Source organism: Lederbergia wuyishanensis, from assembly GCF_022900255.1.
Classification (GTDB): domain Bacteria; phylum Bacillota; class Bacilli; order Bacillales; family Bacillaceae_C; genus Lederbergia; species Lederbergia wuyishanensis.
This window is the reverse complement of sequence record NZ_JALIRM010000006.1, coordinates 135,223-160,527: the sequence shown is the minus strand read 5'-3', so window position 1 is coordinate 160,527 and position 25,305 is coordinate 135,223. Positions and strand designations below refer to the sequence as shown.

The 25,305-nt window shown below is 31.6% G+C and carries 15 protein-coding genes; all 15 read right to left on the bottom strand.

Going from position 1 to position 25,305, the window contains the following annotated elements:
* Positions 1-31: 31 nt before the first annotated feature.
* The gene (locus MT489_RS10985) at positions 32-2,620 is read right to left on the bottom strand and encodes an SH3 domain-containing protein (protein ID WP_244681598.1); all 2,589 of its coding nucleotides are present in this window, start codon (positions 2,618-2,620) and stop codon (positions 32-34) included.
* 273 nt (positions 2,621-2,893) lie between these two features.
* On the bottom strand, positions 2,894-6,490 hold the full coding sequence (locus MT489_RS10980; protein WP_244681597.1) for a CDP-glycerol glycerophosphotransferase family protein: 3,597 nt from the start codon (positions 6,488-6,490) through the stop codon (positions 2,894-2,896).
* Between the two features lie 339 nt (positions 6,491-6,829).
* On the bottom strand, positions 6,830-8,677 hold the full coding sequence (locus tag MT489_RS10975) for a CDP-glycerol glycerophosphotransferase family protein (RefSeq protein WP_244681596.1): 1,848 nt from the start codon (positions 8,675-8,677) through the stop codon (positions 6,830-6,832).
* A gap of 976 nt (positions 8,678-9,653) precedes the next feature.
* Positions 9,654-10,772 (bottom strand): O-antigen ligase family protein, encoded by a 1,119-nt coding sequence (locus MT489_RS10970; RefSeq protein ID WP_244681595.1) that lies wholly within the window; start codon positions 10,770-10,772, stop codon positions 9,654-9,656.
* A 105-nt stretch (positions 10,773-10,877) separates the two neighbouring features.
* A complete protein-coding gene (locus tag MT489_RS10965; RefSeq protein WP_244681594.1) occupies positions 10,878-12,146 on the bottom strand; it encodes an oligosaccharide flippase family protein in 1,269 nt (422 codons plus the stop codon).
* Between the two features lie 31 nt (positions 12,147-12,177).
* Complete coding sequence (locus tag MT489_RS10960) at positions 12,178-13,317, bottom strand: glycosyltransferase family 1 protein (RefSeq protein ID WP_244681593.1); 1,140 nt, start codon at positions 13,315-13,317, stop codon at positions 12,178-12,180.
* Positions 13,318-13,386: 69 nt separating this feature from the next.
* Entirely contained in the window at positions 13,387-14,517 is a 1,131-nt protein-coding gene (locus MT489_RS10955; RefSeq protein WP_244681592.1) for a glycosyltransferase family 1 protein, read from the bottom strand.
* A complete protein-coding gene (locus tag MT489_RS10950) occupies positions 14,514-15,674 on the bottom strand; it encodes a glycosyltransferase family 4 protein (RefSeq protein WP_244681591.1) in 1,161 nt (386 codons plus the stop codon). Before MT489_RS10950 ends, MT489_RS10955 begins: the two co-directional genes overlap by 4 nt.
* 43 nt (positions 15,675-15,717) lie before the next feature.
* Entirely contained in the window at positions 15,718-16,692 is a 975-nt protein-coding gene (locus tag MT489_RS10945; RefSeq protein ID WP_244681590.1) for an SDR family oxidoreductase, read from the bottom strand.
* 1 nt (position 16,693) lies between these two features.
* A complete protein-coding gene (locus MT489_RS10940) occupies positions 16,694-18,076 on the bottom strand; it encodes a nucleotide sugar dehydrogenase (RefSeq protein ID WP_244681589.1) in 1,383 nt (460 codons plus the stop codon).
* A gap of 18 nt (positions 18,077-18,094) precedes the next feature.
* Entirely contained in the window at positions 18,095-19,201 is a 1,107-nt protein-coding gene (locus MT489_RS10935) for a glycosyltransferase family 4 protein (RefSeq protein ID WP_244681588.1), read from the bottom strand.
* A gap of 20 nt (positions 19,202-19,221) precedes the next feature.
* Entirely contained in the window at positions 19,222-20,118 is an 897-nt protein-coding gene (locus MT489_RS10930) for an SDR family oxidoreductase (RefSeq protein ID WP_244681587.1), read from the bottom strand.
* Positions 20,119-20,141: 23 nt separating this feature from the next.
* The gene (locus tag MT489_RS10925) at positions 20,142-20,771 is read right to left on the bottom strand and encodes a sugar transferase (protein ID WP_244681586.1); all 630 of its coding nucleotides are present in this window, start codon (positions 20,769-20,771) and stop codon (positions 20,142-20,144) included.
* Positions 20,772-21,123: 352 nt separating this feature from the next.
* On the bottom strand, positions 21,124-21,999 hold the full coding sequence (gene galU, locus MT489_RS10920) for a UTP--glucose-1-phosphate uridylyltransferase GalU (RefSeq protein WP_244681585.1): 876 nt from the start codon (positions 21,997-21,999) through the stop codon (positions 21,124-21,126).
* A complete protein-coding gene (locus MT489_RS10915; protein ID WP_280518578.1) occupies positions 21,986-23,827 on the bottom strand; it encodes a polysaccharide biosynthesis protein in 1,842 nt (613 codons plus the stop codon). Before MT489_RS10915 ends, galU begins: the two co-directional genes overlap by 14 nt.
* Between the last annotated feature and the right edge of the window lie 1,478 nt (positions 23,828-25,305).

The window sequence follows — 25,305 nt, the reverse complement described above, 5'->3', positions numbered from 1 at the left end:
CTTAGCAAGCTTTAGAAGTATAATAACTTCTTTATTTAAGTTCCCTTGTAATATATTGGCTACTTACCCAGCCCGTTTTTCCATTTGCTAATTTGATTTGGCACCACATATTTCCACTATCCATATTCGGTGTTCCATCTTTTTTCAATACGATCGAAACAAAGTCATTTAGTTTTAACGAGCCGATTGGATCCTTGTTCGTATTTGCCTCAGGACGAATATTTAATCCATCCACATTTACTCTTCCTAAATTTTGGACAGAAATATAGCTTTTATATACATCAAATTTGATACTATTTGTCCAGTATTCTTTGCTATCGTATTTCACTCTTACCCAATAGTCATTTGTTTTTTCAAGAATAGTAAATGCTTTACCTTTTCCTATACTACTAATATTATCTGTTACACCCTTTTTGCTTTGGAGATACATGGTGGTATTTGCGTTCGCTATAATATCAGCTGGAAATATGTCACTGCCTGAAGGTGTACTTGGGCGAGATGGAACCGTAGTATCAATCGAAGCTTTATCATAATAAGCTTTATCGTACGGCAAGATTTTCTGCATGTGGCCAGCAATTTTTTGTCCCCAGTTCTGATCACTAGCGTACCAAAAATTCATTCCTTCACTAAGTGCGTCAACTCTTGCATTACTAAGAGTTTTGGTGCTAAATCCCAAATACGCACCTTCAAATTTCCAATTGTTTGAATTAAGGTAAGTCGATTTCATTTCACGCGCAATAAAGTCAATACTAGAATCGATATCTGGAAAACGATATGCACCTACATATGGCGTTGCATCAAACGCACCAAATCCGAAAAAATTATATTTGCCATACGAAAGGCTAGATGTTCCAAAAGCACTTTCGTGAATGGCGTGGGCTGCCAGGTACAAGGAATTAACTCCGTATTTCTTACCTGAATCGATGAATACTTGTCCTTTTCCACTTAAAACACTTTTCTTTTTAGTAGATTGTTCATAATTGGCAATATAATTATTTATTTGCGCTGCTGTCACAGGTGATTGTGTTCGTAAATCAATGAATTGATAACCATCCCTATTGGTAAGAGGATCTCCTGTCTTTACTTCTTGTAAATAGGCCCCTGAAATATATCCTATTTTCCCATTATATTTAACTTTGTACCAATTATTTGATGTCTTATTAGTTGGGATTACAATTATATTTTTCGGGATTATTAATAGAGAATCGTAAGAAGTATCAGCATTTTTTCTTAAGTTTAAGTCTGCTTTCACCCAATATGTTTTCTCAGGTATTTCCATTTCTGTAATTATTTCAGCAGGAGGCTTTTCTTTTGATGGTTCGTCCTTTGGTGCCTCTACTTTAGGTGGTTCTTCTTTTACAGGTTCTTCCTTTGGTAGTTCTAATCTTGGTGGTTCATTAGTTTTGATTTGTTCTAAAAAGTCTCCAGAAACATATCCTATTTTTCCTTTATATTCTACCTTATACCAGTTATTGCTCGTTTTATGAGTAGGCGCAACAACTTCTCCTTTTTGAATAGTATCCAGAGTTGTGGAGTTGGTACTTGCTTTATCTCTTAAACGTAGATTTTCAGTTACTTTAAACTTAATTCCTTCAATCTTTACCTCTTTAATATATTCATTCGGCTTATCAGATTGATCTGGAGTTGGCTTAGTATCAACCACAATTTTTATTTTAGAACTTAGAATATACCCTGTTTTTCCACTGTATTGAACTTTCATATATCCATTAGACGTTTTGTGAGTTGGAATAACATTAATTCCTTGCGGCACAGAGGCAAGCGTCAAAGATAAATTATTGGCATATTGCTTTAAGTCTACTTTGGATGTAGTAGTGTAGGTTACCTGACTGATTTTTTCATCAGATGGATTTACAAACTTCACGAAATTTCCGATAGTTACATAACCTGTTTTTCCATTAAAGGTTACTTTAAACCAATTACCAATTTGCTGGTTCGATGTAACTAAAGTGCCTTTAGGGATTTTTGTAAGTTTCGTAGAAGTAGTGTTGTAAGCAGAATACACATAAGTCTCATTATTTGCTAAGTACTTAGTTTGTGAAAAAGACTTGAATGTAACTTTTTTTACATCACTACTTGGAACATAGTAGTTCTTTCCAGCAACGGAGACTCTATACCACGTTTGCCCAATACTATTTACTACTTTTTGTGTTGAGTCGAGGATATTTCCTTTATCAATTTTGCTGACTACTATATTCTTTGTATCAGGAGTAGAACGAAGATCTGTATTCTTGCTAGTTTCATAATAAGTTTTGCTCGTATTCGTATACTGATAATATTCTTTCAAATAATTTTTGTGCACCCAACCCGATTTCGTTACATTTTTCCCTTTCAATTTATATGTATAAGAAACATTATACCGATCACCTTTAATTGAGGTGGCAGTAACATTTTTCCCCTTAGGAATCGTAAAGATAATCCGATCATTTGCGCCAGGGCCGCTCCGTAAATTCAAGTTAGCTGTCGTTTGAAAGGCAGTCTTTGGGACTTTTTTTATGCTAGTTGCCGCTTCAACAACCAAGCTATTAAATGGAGACATTGTCAAATAGGAAAATAGTAGTAAAATTGCTGTCAGTATAAAAAGCCTATTAATCAGCTTCATAGTTCACTCTCCACAATAGTTATACCTATAGTATACAATCAGAATTTAATAGATTAATAGTGACATTCGAACCATAAAAATACATTTTTTTGTACAAATTGACAACATATTATTCACTTTTTTTACAAAGACCTCTAATTTTTTTATTCTTCTTATAAGAGACAAGAGCTTTGATTAACGTAAATAAAAAACAAATCACCAAGTAAATTTCCCTCGAAGTTTTCTATATTAATTTTTGGAAACAAAAAAAGGACGTAATATATATACGCCCTTCTAAAATAATGGTCTATAAAAAGACTCCATCGCCATTTCATTATAATATTTAAAATTAAACTGTTCACTGTTGGATACGTTATTATCATTTACTATTTGGAGTAATCCATTTTCCAAGCCTTCAATACTATTTTCCACAAGTAAACCATATTTTCCATCTTCTAAAACATTTCGGTTGGCGACGATATCTGTCGCAATTATTTTCATTCCAAGTGTCATTGCTTCTAGCAAAACCATTGGTTGACCTTCGTAATGGGATGATAATACAAAACAATCGCATTTCTTCAACAATGGAAATGGGTTTTCTACTTGTCCACAAAGGTAAACTGAGTCATTTAAATTTAGATTATGAATTAAAGATTTTAACTGTTTTTTTAAAGAACCATCGCCTAAAATATAGAGCTTACTGTTTGGATATTTTTTGTGAAATCTTTCAAATGCCTTAATTAAGTTATCCTGCCCTTTCTCTGGCGATAGTCTCCCCATAGTCACAAAGTTAATAAACTGTTTATTAGGCTCAGGGATATACTGTCCGTCTACTTCAAAGCCATGTACCTTTTTTATTTTTAAAGCTTTGTTATTAACCCAACCAATAGGAATATTATCTTTTAAAATATGTGAATAAGTTCCCTTTTGGGTAATTGCTTCACGATCAATATATACAGTACTTCCGTCATATTGATTTCCATCTTCTATTTTCTTTATGTTCTTTAAACCAAATGGCGATGTCCAAATTGAATATTTTCCATTTAATTCTAGCCATGCTATCTTGGAAACCTCCACTTCTTTGATTAAGGTAGGTTCCGTAACCATTTCAAATGCCCTAGAATCGAGCCAACCAATTTTATAATTATCTTTATAAAATAAGAAGTAATGTCCCTGAATCGTTTTTATCATTGCTTTGATGGAAACTATCTCACCTTGAATCCATTTTGCTGGCGCAATCTGCTTTGCATTCCAATGTGGATAAGCATGAGTCCAAATCATATAGTTACCTGGTTTGTTAATTTTAGCGTAAACAGGCACTAGGATTTTTACTTCTTCCATTGCCCTGTAGTTGATTTTTTTTAGAACCTCCTTTTTCATAATATAATTATTAGATTTTAAAATGCGCTTTTTCATATGAATATTGGACTTTTCAAGTTTACTTTGGTTTTCCTTTATGGTTAGACTTTCATAAATTTGAAGTGCTTTTTGATTAATCCATCCCAACAATGTTCCGTTCAAGAGAATTCGGTTATATATTCCACAATTGGTTTCGACCTCTTTATCAATATCTACAAACAAATCTTGATAATCCACACTACCAGAAATCTTCTTGCACCCTGGTGCTTTATAAGGTTTTGACCAAATTTGTTTTCCTTTAGGATTAATGATTTTCCCAATCTTATTGACATCTTTTTCTTCAAGGATACTATCAGGAAGCAGCTCAATCGACTCTGCACGAATCCAACCAATCACATGATGATTAATACTAATCTTATAGTAAATGTTATACTCCTCGGCAGCCTTTCTTATAATATCGATTTCGGTATCTTGTAAAGATTCATCTAATGAGAATGGTTTTGAATCTTTATTAATGGGAAGAAATCTCCATACTTTATCAATATATTTAAGTATTGCTATTGATTTAACATTTTCAATTTTTAATTGCGGGAATTTTTCTTTTGGTAGTGGCGTATCTGCTTGAAGAACACGACTTGGGTCAATGGAATTTAACACAAAATCAAACTTATCAGAATCAACATATTTGGATAAATTATCCCTATTTAAATTCATGGTTCCTTCTGAAACACTAACCAACTTATCAAATCGATGATATATAGAAAAGAGTCCTCTTAAATTAAGTAAATGAAGCCTTCTTCCATCTTTTATTTTTTTATATTCGGATAACATATCACTATGCATGAAACATATTTTCTTTTTGGCTTCTGTAAAGATTATATATTTTGCCCAATATAAACTATAGCCACTAAAATCAATACAATAGTCGAACTGTGTTCTACCGAATATACATTTATGTTCTCTTATAAATGCACGTTCTGGGAACACTCTCTTTCCCAAGTAACCATTTTCTCCTTTAAAATGAGTGTATTTGTCCTTATACTCCTCAAAAAATTGATAAACAGGCAAATGTGTTTTATATAATAATCTGACATTTTTATTGATTTTGTCGATGTTTTTTGTCATTTCTCCATCTAATACATTGGGAAGGAAACAAGTAACATCATACTTCTTATAATCGATATTATTCATTAAATTAATAAAGGAATTAGTAATCCCATTATTCTTCATTCCTCCAGGAAAAAACAATAATTTTTTCTTGGATTTATCCATGTCCCTAATGATATTCAACCGCTCACCAGAATTCTTAAAAATATAGTTAACGATTCTATCCGTTACTTTGCCATCGTCATAGTTGGTAAATCTTTCTTTCATCTTATTATATGATTCTCTATATTGTTTCTGTACATTTTCTAAATTATTTATTGCACTGGAAAGTTCCTCTATATTGAAAAGAATAGGTCCGGGAAGTTCTTCGAGTTCCAAATATAGACCTCTATTCACTCGATATTCATCCATATCCCATGCATAAAAAAGTATTGGCTTATTCGTTAAAAGAAAATCAAAGAAGATGCTAGAATAATCCGTAATCAAAAGGTCTATAGTGGCAAGTAACTCATTGGTATCAACATAATCCGGTATGAGTCGACCAATCAATTCCGGATGATTAACTGCAACTTTATAAAGAAAAGGGTGAACTTTAATGAAAATATTATATGTATCTCCCACTTTTTCATCTAAATCTTGAATTACTGCATTAATTTGGTTAATATCATCGTCTATTTTTGTTGTACTTGTACCTTTCCATGTCGGTGCATATAGTATATTTTTTTTACGATTATTAATTTCTACACCTATACCTTTTAGATATCCAATAACAGTTTCACGATTTGTATTAAATGTTAAATCAATTCTAGGGTATCCCTCTTCAATAATGGTACCATGATAAACCCCATCTAATTTATAACTTTTTCTAAAAATATCCGTCGTATGCATATTAGGGCTTAATATAAAATCAGAGCTTAAAAAATTTCTTACTACATTATGTGTTTGTATTGGATTTCCAGGAATATCATAGCCCATTTTCTTCAAAGGGGTGCCATGCCAAGTATTGATATATGTCTGTTCTGTTTTGGGTATAAAATAAGAAGGGAATGTCGAATTGTTAATAAGATATTGGCAAGTTGCCAAATATTTAATGTATGCTTTTGAATTTCGTTGAACAAATTTTACATTTGGATAGTCTTTGTATTTTGAAATGACAGTTTTAAGTGGTTCAAGCTCTTGAACTGACCAAATATGTGTATATTGTTTAAACTTTGGATTATTAAGCATGTATTTAAACATAGCATATGGGTTATCAGTAATACTTTTCCCTTCTCTACTTTCATAAAGAATTGTACATTTCCTTACATTTGATTTTTCATAATATCTCGCATACTGATATACACGCCGTTTATTTTCTCTTAGCAAGTAATTTATTACAGGATTCAACAAAATACCCATTCTCTTAAATAAGTCTTCCTTTTTCACTTTTTGCTTCCCCTTTTAATTCATCATTTTTAAGAGTAAGTATTTCCTAAAAAACTGAAATTATTAGGCGTACAGCATGACTTTCGCGCAAAAGAAAAAGCCCCCTATTAGGGCTATGATCCAAATCAACAATCCTCTCTGCTGTTATTTCATTCATTTTTATTCATCTAACATAAACATGAGGTGGATTAGCAGGATCCTCTGAGTGTATGTCTATTTTTATGTAAATCTATAATACCGATATCACATCTCAATTTCTACCATCATTGCAAATAATCGGAGTAGATCCCTAATCGTCTATTATTTCTCTGATTATTTGAAACTCCATTGGGGAGAGATTTATAAGCCTCCACTGATTTCTTTAATCGAATCATCCTTATCTAATATTCGAATAAAACTTTGGCTTTCCGACAAGATTAATTCATCCACTACACGTTGGCTCGCTTTACCGTCTTTGTGATCAAAAAAGTAATCTCGAAAGGGCTTAATTTTTTCCTCAGCAAAGTCTTTATTTACTATTTTCTCGACCAATTCATTAGTAGTTTTTACAAGATTTCCAGGTATAAATGATTGATACTCGTAATAAAATCCTCTTTTACTAATATATTCTTCAACATCATAGGCAAAGAAGAGCATCGGTTTATCTAATAAAGAGAATTCAAAGCAAATCGATGAATAATCTGTAATGAGTAGATCCGTTATTAATAATAAATCATTGACCTCTCTATATTCCGAGAAATCATAAAAAAAATCGGAATACTGGTAAGGGATGGTAATCTTATTTAAAATAATGAAATGTAATTTAAAAAGAAAAACATATTCATCTTTTAAATTGTTATATAGCTTTTCAAAATTCAGGTATTCCATTGGATAATGTGCTTCTTTTCTACCTCTTCCTCTAAAAGTAGGGGCAAATAAAATCACTTTTTTATCTTTTAAAAAAGGATATTTTTCATATAACTCAATTTTTTTTTGTTCTTTATACTCTTCGTCAAAAAAGATATCAGTACGTGGAACACCCAATGGATAAATCCTATCCTTCTCAATGTCAAAACTCTCAGCATAGTGTGTAGCCACATTCTTTGTACTAACAACTGCTTTCGTGTAATTTCGATGGTCTTTAGAATTTATTTTTGGACCTCCTGGTTGTCCTAATCGAGAATAACCAAACTTTTTAAAAGCTCCAGCCCCGTGCCAAAGTTGAATTAAATCAGCCTTTTTTCTAATTTTCAAAGGAGAGATCATAGGATAGTTCTCTTCTAACAGAATATTTTTCGATGTTGCACAATAGTATGCTAATTTTACAATTTCAATTAAACTTTTTTTGACAAAGCTATTTTCTTTAAACATAAATTTATAGTCAAAATCAATTTCCCTATTAACCATTTCCTCATACACAAATTTTAGGTTTCCTCCAATTTCCTCACGACTGTCAGAAGCAAATAAGATTCTCCTAGTTTTAACCGGAAATACGTGGAATAAGTAATACAAAAGTTGAAATACCATTGATCTAAAGATACGGTATATTAACCCAGGTTTTCTCGTTTTGTTTTTTATATCGCCATAAATCAAACTGGGGTTAATATCTCTTATTTTAATTGATTCCAACAACATACTTTTGGAATTTACATCGTATGTTACCATTAAATTGTCAACAATTTGATTTTTTGAGGAGAAAAACTCCATTTGAGTACTATGGAAATTATTTTTTAAAAACTTGCGAATATCGCCAAGAGGTGTTCTTCTAGTGATTAAAGTCTGATTATTTTTTAAATACTCTAATTCAATATACGTTTGATATTTACCAGGTAGCAAAGGCTTATTTTCTTGCGCTTTTGAAAAATTAATGATACCAGTAAACCCTGCCCATTGATAAGTACCATCAACTTTTTTAGTTGTTTCTACTTCAGATACTCGAATATCTTCAAGTACAAACTTTAAACATTCACCATCTTCATTTATCAATAAGAGTTTTTTTCTTATATTTGAATAGCTGGTTAAAGAAATCCCTTGGATATAACTGTATCCTTTAATTTTTAGTATTGATCCATTCCAGTTTAATGAAGTTATTTCAAAATCAATGTCTTCGAAGTATTTTTTCTGCTCAGCTTTAGGTAATTGAATTAATGAGGTACAATTATCTGAATTATTATCATGGGACATACTTTGTTTAATCGTTTCTTCCATCTTACTATTCTCCTTAAAATATGAGTTATTTCAATTCGTCACAACTGATGCCAAATTATGCTAATTATGCAGTTGTTAAATATTCCAAGACGATACCACTCTATTTCTCTTTTATAAACTAACTTGGTAAAACGGTAAAGGAACATCCTACAGTTAATCGTGATTTCATTTATTCTAGAACAGTTCTATTTATCGAAGATTAAGAGATTAAAGAATAATATTATTATATCACTTGGAAATACGCGAAAATTGGCATGTGTACGACAGAAAAATACCTTATTTTTAAAGTTTGTCTTAATTTGTAGTATTTAAAGATAAAAGAGATTAACATAAAAAGTAGGTTGAGAGTTGGAGTTGTATTTGAAGTTAGGACGTTTACAAGGTTAGACTTTGAATAATTGCATCGCAATCTTAGCTTATTATTTTTTTAGTAGCATCTGCAGCAGAACTCCAGATAGAACTTAGAATAAAAGATTTATTACAAATGGTCTTTGTTGAAAAAGAGGGATTACAACCAAGATAAGGGAAGATTTATAGTTTTGCTACTCTATAGATCTCGTGTTCCTTTCCAAAATGATAGTGATCCAATCAAGATTGTAGGAGAATTGTTTAAAATTAAAAGGTAAAAACAGATTTTCCTCCGAGTTCGAAGGGCTAAAAATCAATTGCATTTTAATAAGATACTACACGGAGTCACGTAAGGGTGTGAATTTGATTGGTTTATAAAACAGACTCTGTGGTGGTTTTAAAAGCTGTTCAACTTTTTTCTTTCTACTAAAAAATAGCAGCACAACCATTACCCTGGTCTGTGCTACTAATGTTAAGATGTTATAAACGATTGAAATAACTAAATTAATATAACTAGAAAAAACGCTAAAAGGGTACCCGCCAATGAGGCCAAATAACACAGCTTGGCTGGTAGTTATTTTTTTAATTAATCTTAAATTGATAAGCATTCCAACTTTTCTTTAATTATTCACGTATTGTTAACAATACTATCAGTACTACATAAATTCGATGAGTATCTATATTGTTTAATAAAATAACTAATAATAAAAATCAAATAAATAGACCTGTATATTGCACCAGGTGTATTAAATAACACTCCAATACAACCTAACCACAAAAGAATTCCAAAATTTGATGTATATTTAAAAAAGATCATGTCACTAGTATGTTTAACCTTAACAAAAAAAGGTATTAAAAGGATAATAGTTATTATAAGAAACCCAAAAAATCCTTGTGTATACCAATAATTAATAAAAACATTGTGCACACTTTGTTCTACAGTTCTTCCATGAAATGTAACTACATTAATACCAGAATCAATTCCTTTGCCAATCCAAGGATTTTTCAAAATTTCCTGAAATGCAACTTCAAACAATTGTTTCCTTAAAACTACCGTTTCAGCTTGTCCTTTGAATAATTGAACATACTTTAAAAATGCCTCCGAATAGTTAATATACAGCCAAGCTAAAGATACCAATAATAATATAGGGGCAGTAATAATTTGATATCTTTTCATATTCTTAAAATTTATCACATATATTCCAAACATCATTGCAAGTTCAATAATTAGGAACTTTCTAGCATCACCAATATAGGTGTAAAAAAACAATAATAAAACTATTAACAAGGTAAGTAATTTATCTGCTGTAGACCTATCTTTGTCAAAAAAATCCCAAACAAAAATAATAAAACCTGATATAAAGATATACGAAGGTATACCAGAAGCTATTAGAGTTAGATATCCAAGATTTATATGAAAGAGTTCATTTACAAGAAAAAATAAAGCTTTAGCCAAAGCTGTAAATTTAATAGTATTCAAAATGAACTTTAATTTATTCTCCTCCAAATATTTCAAAATCGTTGGTATAAACAAGTAAAAAATGTATAAATATTGAATAGACCTAATTAATGCTCTTTCACCAGTGGCTGTGATTATACCAATTATAATTGTTATAAATATTAACAAGAATCCCCAATACTTTAACGGTTTTAACACATTTATCTTATTTTTACTTATTACTATAAAAGAAAATGCAAATAATATAAAAAATAAATCACTTAAATTAATGTTTCTATATAGTGCCAAATATTTATTGTCTAATGTAATAACACTAAGGAAAAGAAATATACTAGTGCTGTCTATCCTTCTATTTTTAATAAAAATTCACCTCCATATATTTAGTTTTTTGCATTAAGTTTTCTTATAATTAATTATATAATATAACACTAACGTCTTGGTTACAAATTGAATACTTGCTCCCAATATTAATACATAAGCCGCTCCTGTAATACCATAACTAGGTATTAAAAAATATGAGCCTATCAAACTAGATATAACCCAAATAATACCCAAATATGGTTGAATTTTAAAAGATCGTGCTGCAGTCATACCATATCCCAAAAATGATCCTGTATAATTAATTGCACCTGCGATCATAATAATTAAGAAAACATCGGAATAACTAGCATAATCCTTGTTATATATTATTGTTAATAACTCTTCCCCAAAAAATATTGAAATTATTACTCCTAATAATCCGAGGAACGCTCCTATACCTGCTAGTTTTAAAATAAGTATTAAGAAATCTTTCCTTTTTCCGTTTGCATAGTACTTAGCTAAGCGAGGAGTAGCAGATTGACCTAGAGCACTAATAACAGTATTCCCTGCAACAATTAAATAAGCAATGGCAGCAAAAAAACCTAAGGTCTTTTCATCAATATAATATTCTAAAAAATAACGTGGAATATTGGTATTGAGTGAACTCATCATCATTATTAATCCCAAAGGTAAGGAAAGCTTTACTAAACCTAAAATGGTTGTAAGGTTAAATCTAGGTTTAAACCTAATAAATGGCCTTATACTTTTTATATCATAAAATAAAAGAGTTATCATCCAACTTATGGCCAAGCCCATAGTTCCAAGAATTAAACTACCTGTAATCCAAACAACTAATCCAAGCACAATAACAGACAATAATCCTTTAAGGATCTTTGAGATAGCTATTTGGTCCATCAGTTCTTTTTTTTGCAACAAACCAAAAACAACATCACTAATAGATTCAATAATTTTTGCCAAACACATTATTATTATAATAATGGCAGTCTCAACTGGATATCCAGCAAAAAAAATCACAAAAATTGTTATTGTAAATGTAGCTATGGATGCAATATACCTAAGACCTAAATAATCACCAAAAACGTAGTTATCTTGAGTATCTGTTGCTTGGACTGAGCGTAATTGCAAATTTGTAAGCAATAAAATTGGTGCAGTTATTGCTAGGGCTAATGTAAATCTCCCAATCATTTCCGGAGACCCCAATTTAGCCAAAACAACTAGGATTCCCCATTGACATCCAGCGTAAATAATATTACTTATAAGAGTCCAAGAGAAATTCGTTTTTAAGGATAATGACTCTACATTATATTTTTGTTTATTTTCAATTTTTATCTTATTAGTCATATTCTTCCTTCTTAACTCTTCAATATGTTTACTATAATTTCCGATTATCAAGGAGTATAGTATTATTTATCTTTGATTCGTACCATACTTGAATTTCATTAGCTACTTGAGTAATATCGTATCCTGATTTTTTTATATCATTGATTGTATTTTTTCGTTGATAATCTTTCTTTCTGAAAATTTCTCCTGCCCAATGTTCTGGTGATTTTTCCAAGTCTATAAATTCCACTAAACCAGTAACATTAACACTTTCTGGTACTACCTTATTAGAAGTAAAGCACTTTAAACCTGTTGCTTGAGCCTCTACTAAAACAATTCCTAATCCTTCGTAAAGTGAAGGAAACAAAAATATATCCATAGCTTGTAGTATCTCGGCAACATCTTTGCGTATACCTGTAAAAATAACGCTATCTGTTAGTCCTAATTCTTGAATTCTTCTTTCTATATCTGGTCTAAGATTACCATCTCCAACTAATAATAATACACTTTCGCCACTTTTAATATGAATTTGTTTAAATATATCTATCAAATAAGTGTGGTTTTTTTGGGGATGGAACCTCCCAATATGACCTATTACAAACTTATCTTCAATACCCAATTCTTTTCTAATTTTATTTCTAATCTGTTCGTTAAATTTAAACCTTTCACTTTCAATTGCATTATTAATTACGCCATATTCCTTTCTTTCTAAAATTCTTTTGGGAAAGGTCCATCTAGCAGATGGCTCTGAACAAGCAAAATAGTCGGTTGCATAGGTTTCGATTAAAAATTGGTTTATTCCATGAATATATTTATGCAAAGAACTACCGCCTTGTCTTATATTATGTCCATGCACAATTCTATTAGGGATACCATAATTCTTTGCAATTCTTAATGGTTGTACATATGTCAACGAACTTAAATGTTGATGTGCAATGCTATAATCATTATGGACTTTAAAAAAGTCTTCTAAAGACCGTTTATTCTTGTATATACCCTGTCTCCGAGGAATAACGGAAAAAATATTTCCTCCGAGTTCCTTAATTTCTTCATCATAGGCGCACTCTTCACTAGTATGAACTAAAAAATCAAATTGAAGTTTGCTTCTATCAATATTTCTGTATACGTTCATAATAAAGGTCTCAATCCCACCTCGATTCATAGCACCCACAATTTGTAATATTCTATTCATTTTATCTCTTCCTTTTAGCTAAACTTTAATTTTTCTAACAGAATGAGACCATTTTTAGGAAAATTCACCCTATAAGCCATACACGTTTTTAAAACTATTTACAGTATATTCTAAAGTAAATCTTTTTTGCTGAAACGCCAAATAAATTTCTTGTTTTTTTAATTTTTTATGTGAAGAAAAATCTAGAATACTTTTTCCCCATTCTTTTGACGATAATGATAAATTTAGAAAAGTAACTAATCCAAGGCCCATATCTACCTCTTTAGTAATATTTTCTGATAAAACACACGGGGTTCCAGCTGCTTGGGCTTCTAATACTGTTCCAGGTAGTCCTTCATATAAAGATGGCATAACAAGAATATCTAACATTTTCATTATATTTGGTACATCATTTCTTAAACCTGTAAAGATTACGTGGTCTTCGATATTTTGTCTTGCAACCTTTTCTTTAATATCGTGCACAAGAGACCCTTCACCTACAAGTACTAGCTTGGCTTCAATTCCAGTATTAATTATCTCTTTAAAAATATCTATAATAAAGTTATGATTTTTCATTTTTTCAAACCTACCGACGTGTCCAATAACAATAGAAGTTTTAGGTATTCCTAAATGGGATCGCAATTTTTCACTATCCAGCTCATTTATACACATATATTTTTCTATATTTATAGAATTCGGTACTATTTTAACTCTGTTGTTTGCAACATTTTTTTTACCGAATAAAAAAATCCCTGCTGATTTACTAACAGCTAAAAAACTCGTTGCATTAGTAGAAATGAGTTTTCTACCTAGTGATAGTATAAGTTTTCTTATGGGGCTGGACGTACTTATTGAAGACGTAGTCCGAGCATGACAAATCCGAAATCTTATACCTGCAAATCGGGCAGCTATCATTACTATTCCACCATGATATGATGTGTGAGCATGAACAGCTTGAAAAGGACCTTCCTTTTTCATAATTTTGTATAGGTCTAACACATGTCCAATTAATGACTTTCTAGGATTTCTAACTATAAATATTCTTCCACCTAACTCTTTTATTTCCTTTTCATAATAGTAAGGCCCATCTGTAAAAGCAACAAAGTCAAATTGGATTTTATTACGATCAATTTGTTTGTAAATATCCATAATCCGAGTTTCTGCTCCGCCACAGTTCAAAGTTGCAAAAACATGAAGAATACGATACGGTTCTTTACTCATTTTTTTTCCACCTTTTGAATAATTCCCTTGAAGAAACTGTCAATTCGTTCATCTAGTAAATCACGATTGTATCTTTTTGCAACTTGAAAACTTCTCTTTGACTGTTTTTTTAGTTCATCAGGATTACTTGATAAATCTATAATTAATCTAGCTAATTCTTTCCAGTCACCTGGCCTATGAATCCACTCTCTTTCTGTTAATTCTTTTAAGCCCATAACATTAGTTGAAATAATTGGACAACCTGTACTCATCGCTTCAATAGTCGCTCTCGGTAATCCTTCTGTTCTACTTGGTTGAAGATACAAGTCTATTTTATCTAACCAGTTTAATACAGGCTCTCCTGGTAAAATCGTACCTTCAAAAATAACCCTTTCTTCTATCCCTAACTTCCTTGCCATACTTTTATAGTACGAGGGATCTCCTCCTCCAAGAATTCTTAAGCAAAACCTAGAATCTAAATGTGAAAGAGCATAGATTGCAGTATCAATCCCTTTTACTTCATTTAAATATCCGATAATTCCTAAAGTGAATTTTTCGAGTTTATCATATCTACCTATCCTATTTTCTAAATATTTTTCGCTAATTGCAGTATTAATCTTAACATATGAAGCTCCAATATATTTTCCATTAGTAGGATATCTTTTTTGCAAAACACTGTTAGTTACATAATGAACATAGTCTGCATTTTTTATAGCGCATTTATTATCATAATAAACCCATATTCCAGCCATTTTTCTAATTAAGGATTTACTACTAAATAATATATCTCTATTACAACCACCAACATAAACCATAACAGGCTTTTTGTGTTTTTTTGCTAATTTTAAAATTAACTTTGTTTTGGTCTCCGCCCAACATAAAACCATATCACATTTAATAACACTACTCGATAATTTATTTTTAAAATCTGAAAGATATCGCGAAAAATCCTTTAATCCTTTCATTTCTTTGTAAAGAGAAAATGAAATTCTTCCATTTTTACAGTCAATCTTTTGTCTTGGATATATACTAGAATTACTATCAGTTTGTCTTGCAACAACATAAATGGTATCAAAATATCTAAGGTACCGCTCAATTGCATTTATATTTTTTTTATCTCCATAATAATCGCCGTTTCTTTCTTCAAATCTGCCTATCATAACAAGGCATAAATCCATAAAATTCCACTCCAAAAAAAATGATAATCTATAAGATTCTGCTTTATAGATTTTTTTTATACCATTCGATTGCCTCAATAATTCCTCGTTCAAAACTCCAGTCAGGATTATAACCTAACATTTCTTTAGCATTATTGATATCAGCGTTACTGTGCTTTATATCTCCTTTTCGATCAGGTCCAAAAATAGGCTGAATATCTTTCTCCAATGCATTCAATAAGTGCATATAAATATCAATTAAAATCTCTTGGCCACCATAAGCTACGTTATAAGCCTGTCCTGCTGCTTCATGTGATGCAGTGCAAGCCCTCAAATTAGCTTCTATTACATTTTCGATATAGGTAAAGTCCCTACTTTGTTTTCCATCACCATTAATTGTTGGTCTTTCATCGTGAAGTAGTTGTTTGATAAATTTCGGAATAACTGCTGCATATGCCCCCTCAGGATTTTGCCTTCTACCAAATACATTGAAATAACGTAGGCCATAAGTATCAACACCATACAGTTTTGTATACAGTTTCGCATATTCCTCATCTACCCTTTTAGTAAGGGCATAAGGTGACAGTAAGTTTCCTTCCCTTCCTTCTTTTTTGGGAAGATGGGGTTCATCACCATATACTGATGAACTAGACGCATAGACAAATTTCTTTATGTCTTTTTGTCTAGCAGCCTCTAACATATTCAAAGTGCCTTTTATATTAATTTCTTCGTACAATAAGGGCATCTCAATACTTCTTGGTACGCTTCCCCAAGCTGCTTGATGCAAGACAAAATCAACCCCTTCACAAGCAGTCATGCAAGTCTCCAAATCCCGAATATCTCCATTAATGAATTCATAATTGGGGTTATCTATGAATTCTTCAACGTTTTCTCTTTTTCCAGTCGAAAAATTATCAAGCCCCCTGACTTGAAATCCTAACCTAAGAATTGCTTCAACTAGATTTGATCCAATGAAACCAGCGGATCCAGTTACTAAAAATTTTGTACCCACTGGAAATTTAATATTTTCATATCCCATTTTATAACCTCCAATATGAAATACCTGCAGTTTCTGCATCTTGTCGATCAAATAAACCTCTTATGTCAATTAGGACATAATTATTTTTATCATCCTCTTCAACAAACTCAGATGTAACAGCAGTCTCTTTCATAGCTTCTATATTGAAGTAACCCGTTGTTCTAAACATTTTTTTAATATCTTCTAAACAAATTGATTTAAAATCATCATGAGGTACTGCAAATATTACTGCATCTACTTCTTTAATTTCTTCTACTCGATAAGGGTTTATTCTATATTCACGCCACAAATCTTCTTTATCTGCAACAGGATCAACAACCTTTACTTCTATCCCATACTCTTCTAATTCTCTAATAACATCTACAACTTTTGTATTCCTAACATCCGGGCAGTTTTCTTTAAATGTAACACCAAAAATTGCAACTTTCGCTCCATTTATCTGTTTATTTGCTTTAATCATTTGCTTTAATGTACTTTCTGCTACATACTTACCCATGTCATCATTTATTTTTCTTCCTGACAGAATGATCTGTGAATGGTAACCCATTTGCTCAGCTCTGTATGTTAAATAGTATGGGTCAACACCTATACAATGCCCTCCTACTAACCCAGGAGTAAATTTGAGAAAGTTCCATTTCGTTCCTGCAGCTTCGAGTACTGCTTTTGTATCAATTCCCATTTTATTAAAGATTATTGACAGTTCATTCATAAAAGCAATGTTTATATCACGCTGTGAATTCTCAATAACCTTGGCTGCTTCGGCAACCTTAATACTTTCGGCTTTATAAACCCCAGCCTCAACTACCAATTCATAGACTTTAGCTACAGTATCAAGTGTTTCTTCATCCATTCCAGATACAACTTTTACGATAGTTTCTAAACGATGAACTTTATCTCCCGGATTTATACGCTCTGGTGAATAACCAACTTTAAAATCAACACCACTTTTCAACCCTGATTCCTTCTCTAAAATAGGTACACATATTTCCTCAGTAACTCCAGGATAAACAGTAGATTCAAAGACTACAATAGATCCTTTTGTTAGATTCCTTCCAAGTGTCCTACTGGCAGACTCTACCGGGGTTAAATCAGGTGTATGATCGTTTTTTACGGGTGTTGGTACTGCAACAATATGAAATTTAGCCTCTCTTAATCTTGCTTCATCTGATGTAAATTCTACTGTTGTTTTTTTTATTACTTCATTTCCAACTTCTTTAGTAGGATCCAGACCGTTTTTGTAAGAATCTATTTTTTTCTTACTAACGTCAAATCCAATCACATCTACTTTTTTAGCAAAAGCAACTGCAATTGGCATTCCAACATAACCAAGTCCTACCAACGAAATTTTCTCTTCTCTATTAACAATTCTCTCATATAAGCTCATGTTGAACTCTCCTTTAAATCATAATCCCATTATTTTCATAATTGATTGATTAATAATTTTGACGTCATACTTATTCTTGGCAATTTTTCTGCTCTCTTGTCCCATGCTTTTGCATGTATTCTTATTATTTATTAAAAATTCCATCTTATTAATTAAGCTCTGGACATCTTTAACTTTTACTAGATAGCCATTTACACCATCAATAACAGTTTCTCTACAACCTGGAGCATCACTTGTAATTATAGGTCTACCCATTGCCATTGCTTCTAGTACTGTTTTAGGTGTTCCCTCATGATAAGAAGGCAAAACAAAAGTACTACATTGAGCTATAAATGGCCTGACATCAGTTTGTTCTCCAAAATATTCGATAACTTCATTTTCTAGATAAGGTTTCAGTTCTTCTGGTTTTAATGCAGAAGGATTAGAATCGAAGGGACCGACTAGTAAACAACGAATCTGCGGATATTTCCATTTAATTTTTTTACAAGCCTCTAGGTATTCGATTATCCCTTTATCTTTAATAAGTCTGCCGATAAATAGAAAGGTTGGTTCCTGTGGCAATGGAGTTGGTTTAAATTTCTCAATATTTACTCCGGAACCATTTATTATAATGGATTCTCCCTCTTTTATTAATCTGTTTTGAATAAATTCATTTTTATCATCATTATTCTGAAAGAAAATTTTTTTGCTGAATTTACAAGCAATCCAATATTCAGTTTTCATTATTGTTTTTATTATAGTATTCTTAAAACCCCTTCCCCTGAATATTGAGCCTAGTCCAGCTATTAAAGGATAGAAATCAGATATGCCATTTAACTTTGCAGCTATACTCCCATAAACAACTGTTTTGGCTTGATAGGCGAATACTTTATCAGGCTTGTCCTCTCTCATTAATTGATACAGATATTTTAAAGTTTTTAGATCTTTAAATGGATTTATACCATTGCGTTCAACGTATAACTGTCTATAATCTATATTGTGCTTATTAAACTTTTCTTTCCAATCCACTTCAGGTTCAGATCCTAAAGCAATAACTGAATGTCCTCTTTTTATAAAGTCTTTCATCATATCCATTCGAAACCAATACAATGACGATGTATGACTTGAAAGAACTACAATTTTCATAAAAACGCTCCTATGATTATTTAAACCCTTTTTCCTAAGTGCTGCTGAACCTCAATGCGAATGCCTTTTTCAAAACTCATTGGATGATATCCAAAATTATTAGAGGCTTTATCATGGGAATAACTTCTGTCTTCCCCCATTCTTTGAACTCTCTCAATAAAATCAATTTTACCTGATGTTATTGTTTTAAGAACTCTTGCCATCCATACCCCTAAACTTAATGGGACACTAATAAAAATTGTATTTTTATTTAGTTCTTTACTTATTAGTTTAAACACATCTATAATTTTAATTGGTCTTTCACCGGTTAAATCGTAAGTATTCCCATCAGTTTCATCTGGACTCATTAAAACAGTATAAAATGCCTTACCTAAATCTCTAGCATTTACTGGTTGGATCAAACTATTTCCCCCGTTTATAACTGGTATAATTCTAAGCTTATCTACCATCTTAATAAACTTACTCATATTTCTATCACAAAGATCTCCATAGATCATTGAAGGTCTCAGAATTGTAATACTTGTTGAACATTCAGGGTCATTTTTTATTTTCTCAAGTTCTTGTTCTATTGTCTTATATCCATCTGAAGCATTTTTATATTTCGAGTATATCCCTGTAGTGTGTACTAGAATTACTCTTTTGACCTTATTCCTGATAGCAGCTTCTACTATATTAATTGAATGATGAATATTATATATATGCATTACTGCTTCAATACCACTCATCACAGCATTAATAAATTTTGGATTATCTAAATCTCCAACAACTTTTTCTATAAATAGCTCACTATTTTCCAATAAGGAAGTGTCGGATGTTTCTCTAACAATACAGCGAATTGGACCGTCATATTTGTTATTAATGAGTTCCTGTAAAAAGTATCTTCCTGTATGTCCAGTTATTCCCGTTACTAATAACAATTTGTGCACCTCTTTTTTTACTTTTAAGATGAGCTGTTGTTCTCAATATTTGAAACTTTCTTTATAGCTCCAGTGCCACCTTCCACGACTCCATCGTTTTTCATTACGCTAACTATGGTCAGAAAGAAGCACTTAATATCCATCCAAAAACTAATATTTTTCACATACACCCCATCTAGTTTCGCTTTAACCTCAATAGGCAGTTCATCTCTTCCATTAATCTGCGCCCATCCGGTTAGTCCAGGTAATACTTCATTTGCACCATATTTATCCCGTTCAACAATCAAATCATACTGATTCCATAAGGCAGGTCTTGGCCCTATCATACTCATATCTCCAACAAAAATATTCCAAATTTGAGGTAATTCATCAAGTGAGGTTTTTCTAAGGAACTTACCAACCTTGGTAATATATTGATCTGGATCCTTTAATAAGTGGGTAGGAGTCTCCTTTGGTGCGTCTATTTTCATTGTACGGAATTTTAAAATATTAAAATGAGTTTTGTATCTACCTACACGTTTTTGTTTAAATAGACAGGATCCTTTTGAATCTAGTTTGATAGCAATTATTAGTATTAAAAATAATGGTGATAGCAATACTAGCCCTACTAATGAAACTATAATATCTATTAGTCTTTTAACTATTAAATACATATCATAAACACTCCTTCTAAAGTTATTTAGTAAATAACACTTAAATAAGATCCTATTATTTTCAACTAACTACTACCAACTAAAATTTCATTTATGTTTCACTGAAAATTCTCAAGCTTGATGCTCCTATAACATAAATTCTGCCCCGAATATTTTTTTACTTTATTCTTACAAAAATACCACAAATAAAACATATTTATTTTTTTCCCCTATAATATTTATGGAACATATAATTAGTGATAACTCTACAACTACAACCTGCATTCCACTTTCAATTTGAAAGTTAAATTCAACCTAAAAAAGCCCTGTCCATATATTACCACAGTAAATAATATGGACAGGGCTTTTTACCCTATTGTTCAATCTTCACCAACAATCCGTCAAGATATACAAGTAACTGTTCCCTTAATTCACTATCCTGTAACGCCATCTCAATCGACGTCTTAATAAACCCTAATTTATCTCCAACATCATATCGTTTTCCTTCGAATTCATATGCGTATACTTTTTGTGATTCATTCAATTTTTGAATTGCATCTGTAAGCTGAATTTCACCGCCTGCCCCAATTTCTTGTTTATCTAAGAAAGTAAATATTTCTGGAGTGAATACATACCTACCAATGATTGCAAGATTTGATGGTGCAGTGCCTTGTTTTGGCTTTTCAACAAATGTATTTACTTCATAGAGCCTTCCTTGATTCGAGCTGGGATTCACTATACCATATCGGTGTGTTTCTTCCTCCGGGACTTGCTGTACACCAACTACCGAACGCTGTTTCCCTTCGAATTGCTGGATTAATTGCTTTAAACTAGGTTTTTCTGCTTGTACAATATCATCACCCAAAAGTACTGCGAACGGCTCATCCCCAATAAATTTCCTTGCACACCAAACAGCATGTCCTAAACCCTTTGGTTCTTTTTGTCTAATATAATGAATATCTACATTTGATGATTGTCTTACCTTTTTAAGTAAGTCATATTTTTCTTTTTTCACAAGATTGTCTTCAAGCTCAAAATTATTATCGAAATGATCCTCAATCGCACGTTTCCCTTTACCGGTAACTATAATGATATCTTCAATACCCGAATCAATAGCTTCTTCAACGATATATTGGATTGTTGGTTTATCAACAATCGGAAGCATTTCTTTCGGCATTGCCTTTGTAGCGGGTAAAAATCTAGTTCCTAGTCCCGCTGCAGGTATGATAGCTTTTTTAACTGTGTTCAATTAATACCCTCCGTGTTTTACTGCCTTTTACTACTTCTTTATTGTTTGCTACAGAAATAACTGTTTCTTTTAATTGGTCAGTAGTCATTTCATTAAAACTACTAATCAGATTGAATAATTCCTTTTTTTCAAGCGGTTCTGCTTTTCCAATGTGAATTTTCGGGAAGATTTGCTTCTCCTGAATTTCATTTTCATTTAATAATTCCTCGTACATCTTCTCACCTGGTCGAATTCCACTGTACTCAATTCCGATTTCTTCTATTGAATATCCAGAAAGGGTGATTAAGTTTTTAGCAAGGTCTGATATTTTCACAGGTTCGCCCATATCAAGCACGAAAACTTCTCCACCACGGGCTAATGTCCCTGCCTGGATAACAAGTTTTGATGCTTCTGGAATAGTCATGAAGTATCTTGTCATATCTGGATGAGTAACTGTAACAGGTCCACCTTTTTCAATTTGTTTTTTAAATAAAGGGATAACACTTCCTCGACTTCCGAGTACATTTCCGAATCTCACGGCAACAAATTTTGTATTGCTTTCTTTTGCTAAGTTTTGAATGATCATTTCTGCTATTCGCTTTGTTGCTCCCATGACATTTGGTGGGTTAACAGCTTTATCAGTTGAAATAAGGACAAACGTGTGAACCCCAAACGTTTCTGACGCCTCCGCTACATTTTTTGTTCCATATATATTGTTTTTCACAGCTTCTCTCGGATTATACTCCATCAACGGAACATGCTTATGGGCCGCAGCATGATATACGACATCTGGTAGATATTTTTCCATCACTTCAAACATACAAGCTCGGTCTTGTACGTCAGCTATGATAGGAATGATTTCTATTTGTTTCCCATATATGTTGCGCAATTCCATGTCAATGTTATATATACTAAACTCTCCATGTCCAAGAAGGATGAGTTTTTTGGGGTTAAATTTACAAATTTGCCTACATATTTCTGAGCCAATGGAACCTCCAGCACCTGTTACAAGAACAGTCGTACCCATGATTGATTCAGAAATGCTACTAATATCGAGTTCAACAGGATCACGTCCTAATAAGTCTTCTACCTCTACGTTACGAATCGCATTCACAGATAGTTTTCCTGTCATAATGTCTTCAATCATCGGCATGATTTTAATCATTGCATCTGTTTTTGCACATATTTCATAAATTCTCCTTATTTCAGCTTTTGTTAATGAAGGAATCGCGATAATAATGTCTTTTATATTTTCATTTTTAACAATTTCCGGAATATGCTCTATATCACCGCATACGGAAATACCGTAAATTTCTAGCTTATACTTTGTTATATCATCATCAACAAATGCAACTGGCTCTATATCAATATCATTATTATGAAGAAGCTGCCTTGCAACGGTTGTACCAGCTGAACCTGCTCCGACAATTAATGTCCTTCTTTTTTCATGATTTGACTTTATATAACGATCTCTGTACATCCTCCATGAGAATCGAGATCCGCCGATTAACAAAATATGAAGCATCCAAGTGATGAATAATACACTTACATATATATGTCCAGTTCCAATCTTTTGGGCGAAGGCAGCCGTTAAAATCGATAGCGTAACGGCTTTTGCAATTGTAACTACTTCTCCAACACTTGCATATTCCCATACTTTATTATAAAGGCGATATATAAAAGCAAAAGTATGGTGACTAATAAGCAAGATAATAGAGCTAATAAGTAACAATTTTGATGTATAAAAGGCAGAATAAGGATGCAAGATGAAGTATCCTAAATAGATGGAAAATAATACAATGATTGAGTCTAATAACATCAACAACGGAACGCGCTTTTGATAAGTCAAATGTTTTCCCTTCTTTTCAATTAATAAAATGTCAATAAATGTCTAATGAAAGTATATAGGAATATATACTTTCATTAGACATTTATATAGGTAATTTGCAAAATCCTTTTATCCTTTATGTTTAGAATAATAGATTGTTTGTTTAATATAAAATTTTTCAGATAGGGCATCTAACCCCCCCTCTCACCATACTATCGACAACAAATCGTGTCTAAGGTAGTTTTCCACCCACAGCATGACCGAGTGCCTCCAATGATATCGGATAGGAGACATTACCGATACTTGTTATTTCATGAAACACATGCAATTAAATAGAGCATTTCGAAATAACATTATAGATAAAAAAATAATCGAAATATCTTTATTCTAAAATAATTCGAATATCTTCTCTCTTTATTTATTTTGGAATTTCCTTGTATTAATCTTTTTCCGATGCAATTTGCACTGCATTATGTAAAGTAATACATTAGTAACATAAAAGCCTCAGAAACTTTAAAGTCTCGTGCATCCGTACTATTTGCATCAACTGCTAAAGTGAGTCTTCTCTCATATCAGAAATAACCAATAAACCATTAGTTATATTTTGGGTTGAGTACCGTTTTTTTTATTTAGCAGGATGATAAATTAACTTTGAGTTTGTTATCAAATGTATACTTACAAGTATTAACCTTTGATTTGAATATTAAAACAGAAATGATCTATATATCATGGTACATTTCTAGAAGATTATATCATAGTATTTTTTTTATTTGAATTGTTATTTACTACTTTTTAACTATAATATTACATATTTTTTAAAATATGATAAACGGTTGTAATATAAGTGTTAGTAATTGAAGAGATGTATTATAGCTCGTACAACATTTCTTAGCTTTCTCTTTTTTGCATTTTGATATTCTTCTAAGAAAAAAGAAGACCAGTTACTTTCTTCCATTTCCTAAAATAGATAGAACAATATGTTATATTAGTGGTAACAGAAGTTGAAATTACTCATAAAACGATTGAATTATTCTAACTTCTGCTAAAGCAAATAATTATAGGGTTAGTTCTTAACTAATAAATTTGAAAAAAATAATATTATTACATAACAATTTCTACATTTTTTTGCTAATAAAGAATTTACTACTGAAGTTTTTACACAAAAAGCTTCAAATCTACTAAAATCAAAATAACAGCAGTAAAGGGTTTTTCAATAAAATAGTATGATAAGATAGCTGAAACTAAAGTTGCAAAAAAGCTATTAATAGTATTATTAGAATTAATATTTCCCCATAAAATAAATAAATAAATAAACGAGAACACGGGAACAGTATGATAAAGATATATACTGTAAGAAATCTTCCCTAAAAACTTAAGTGGTTTTAATAATAGAAACTTGGAAATTACACCTGATAGTGCCACAACAATAAAGACGCTTCCCCCAATTGATGTCATTAAATATTTAATAGAAGGTTTGTGTATTCTTGATATTGTAGTAA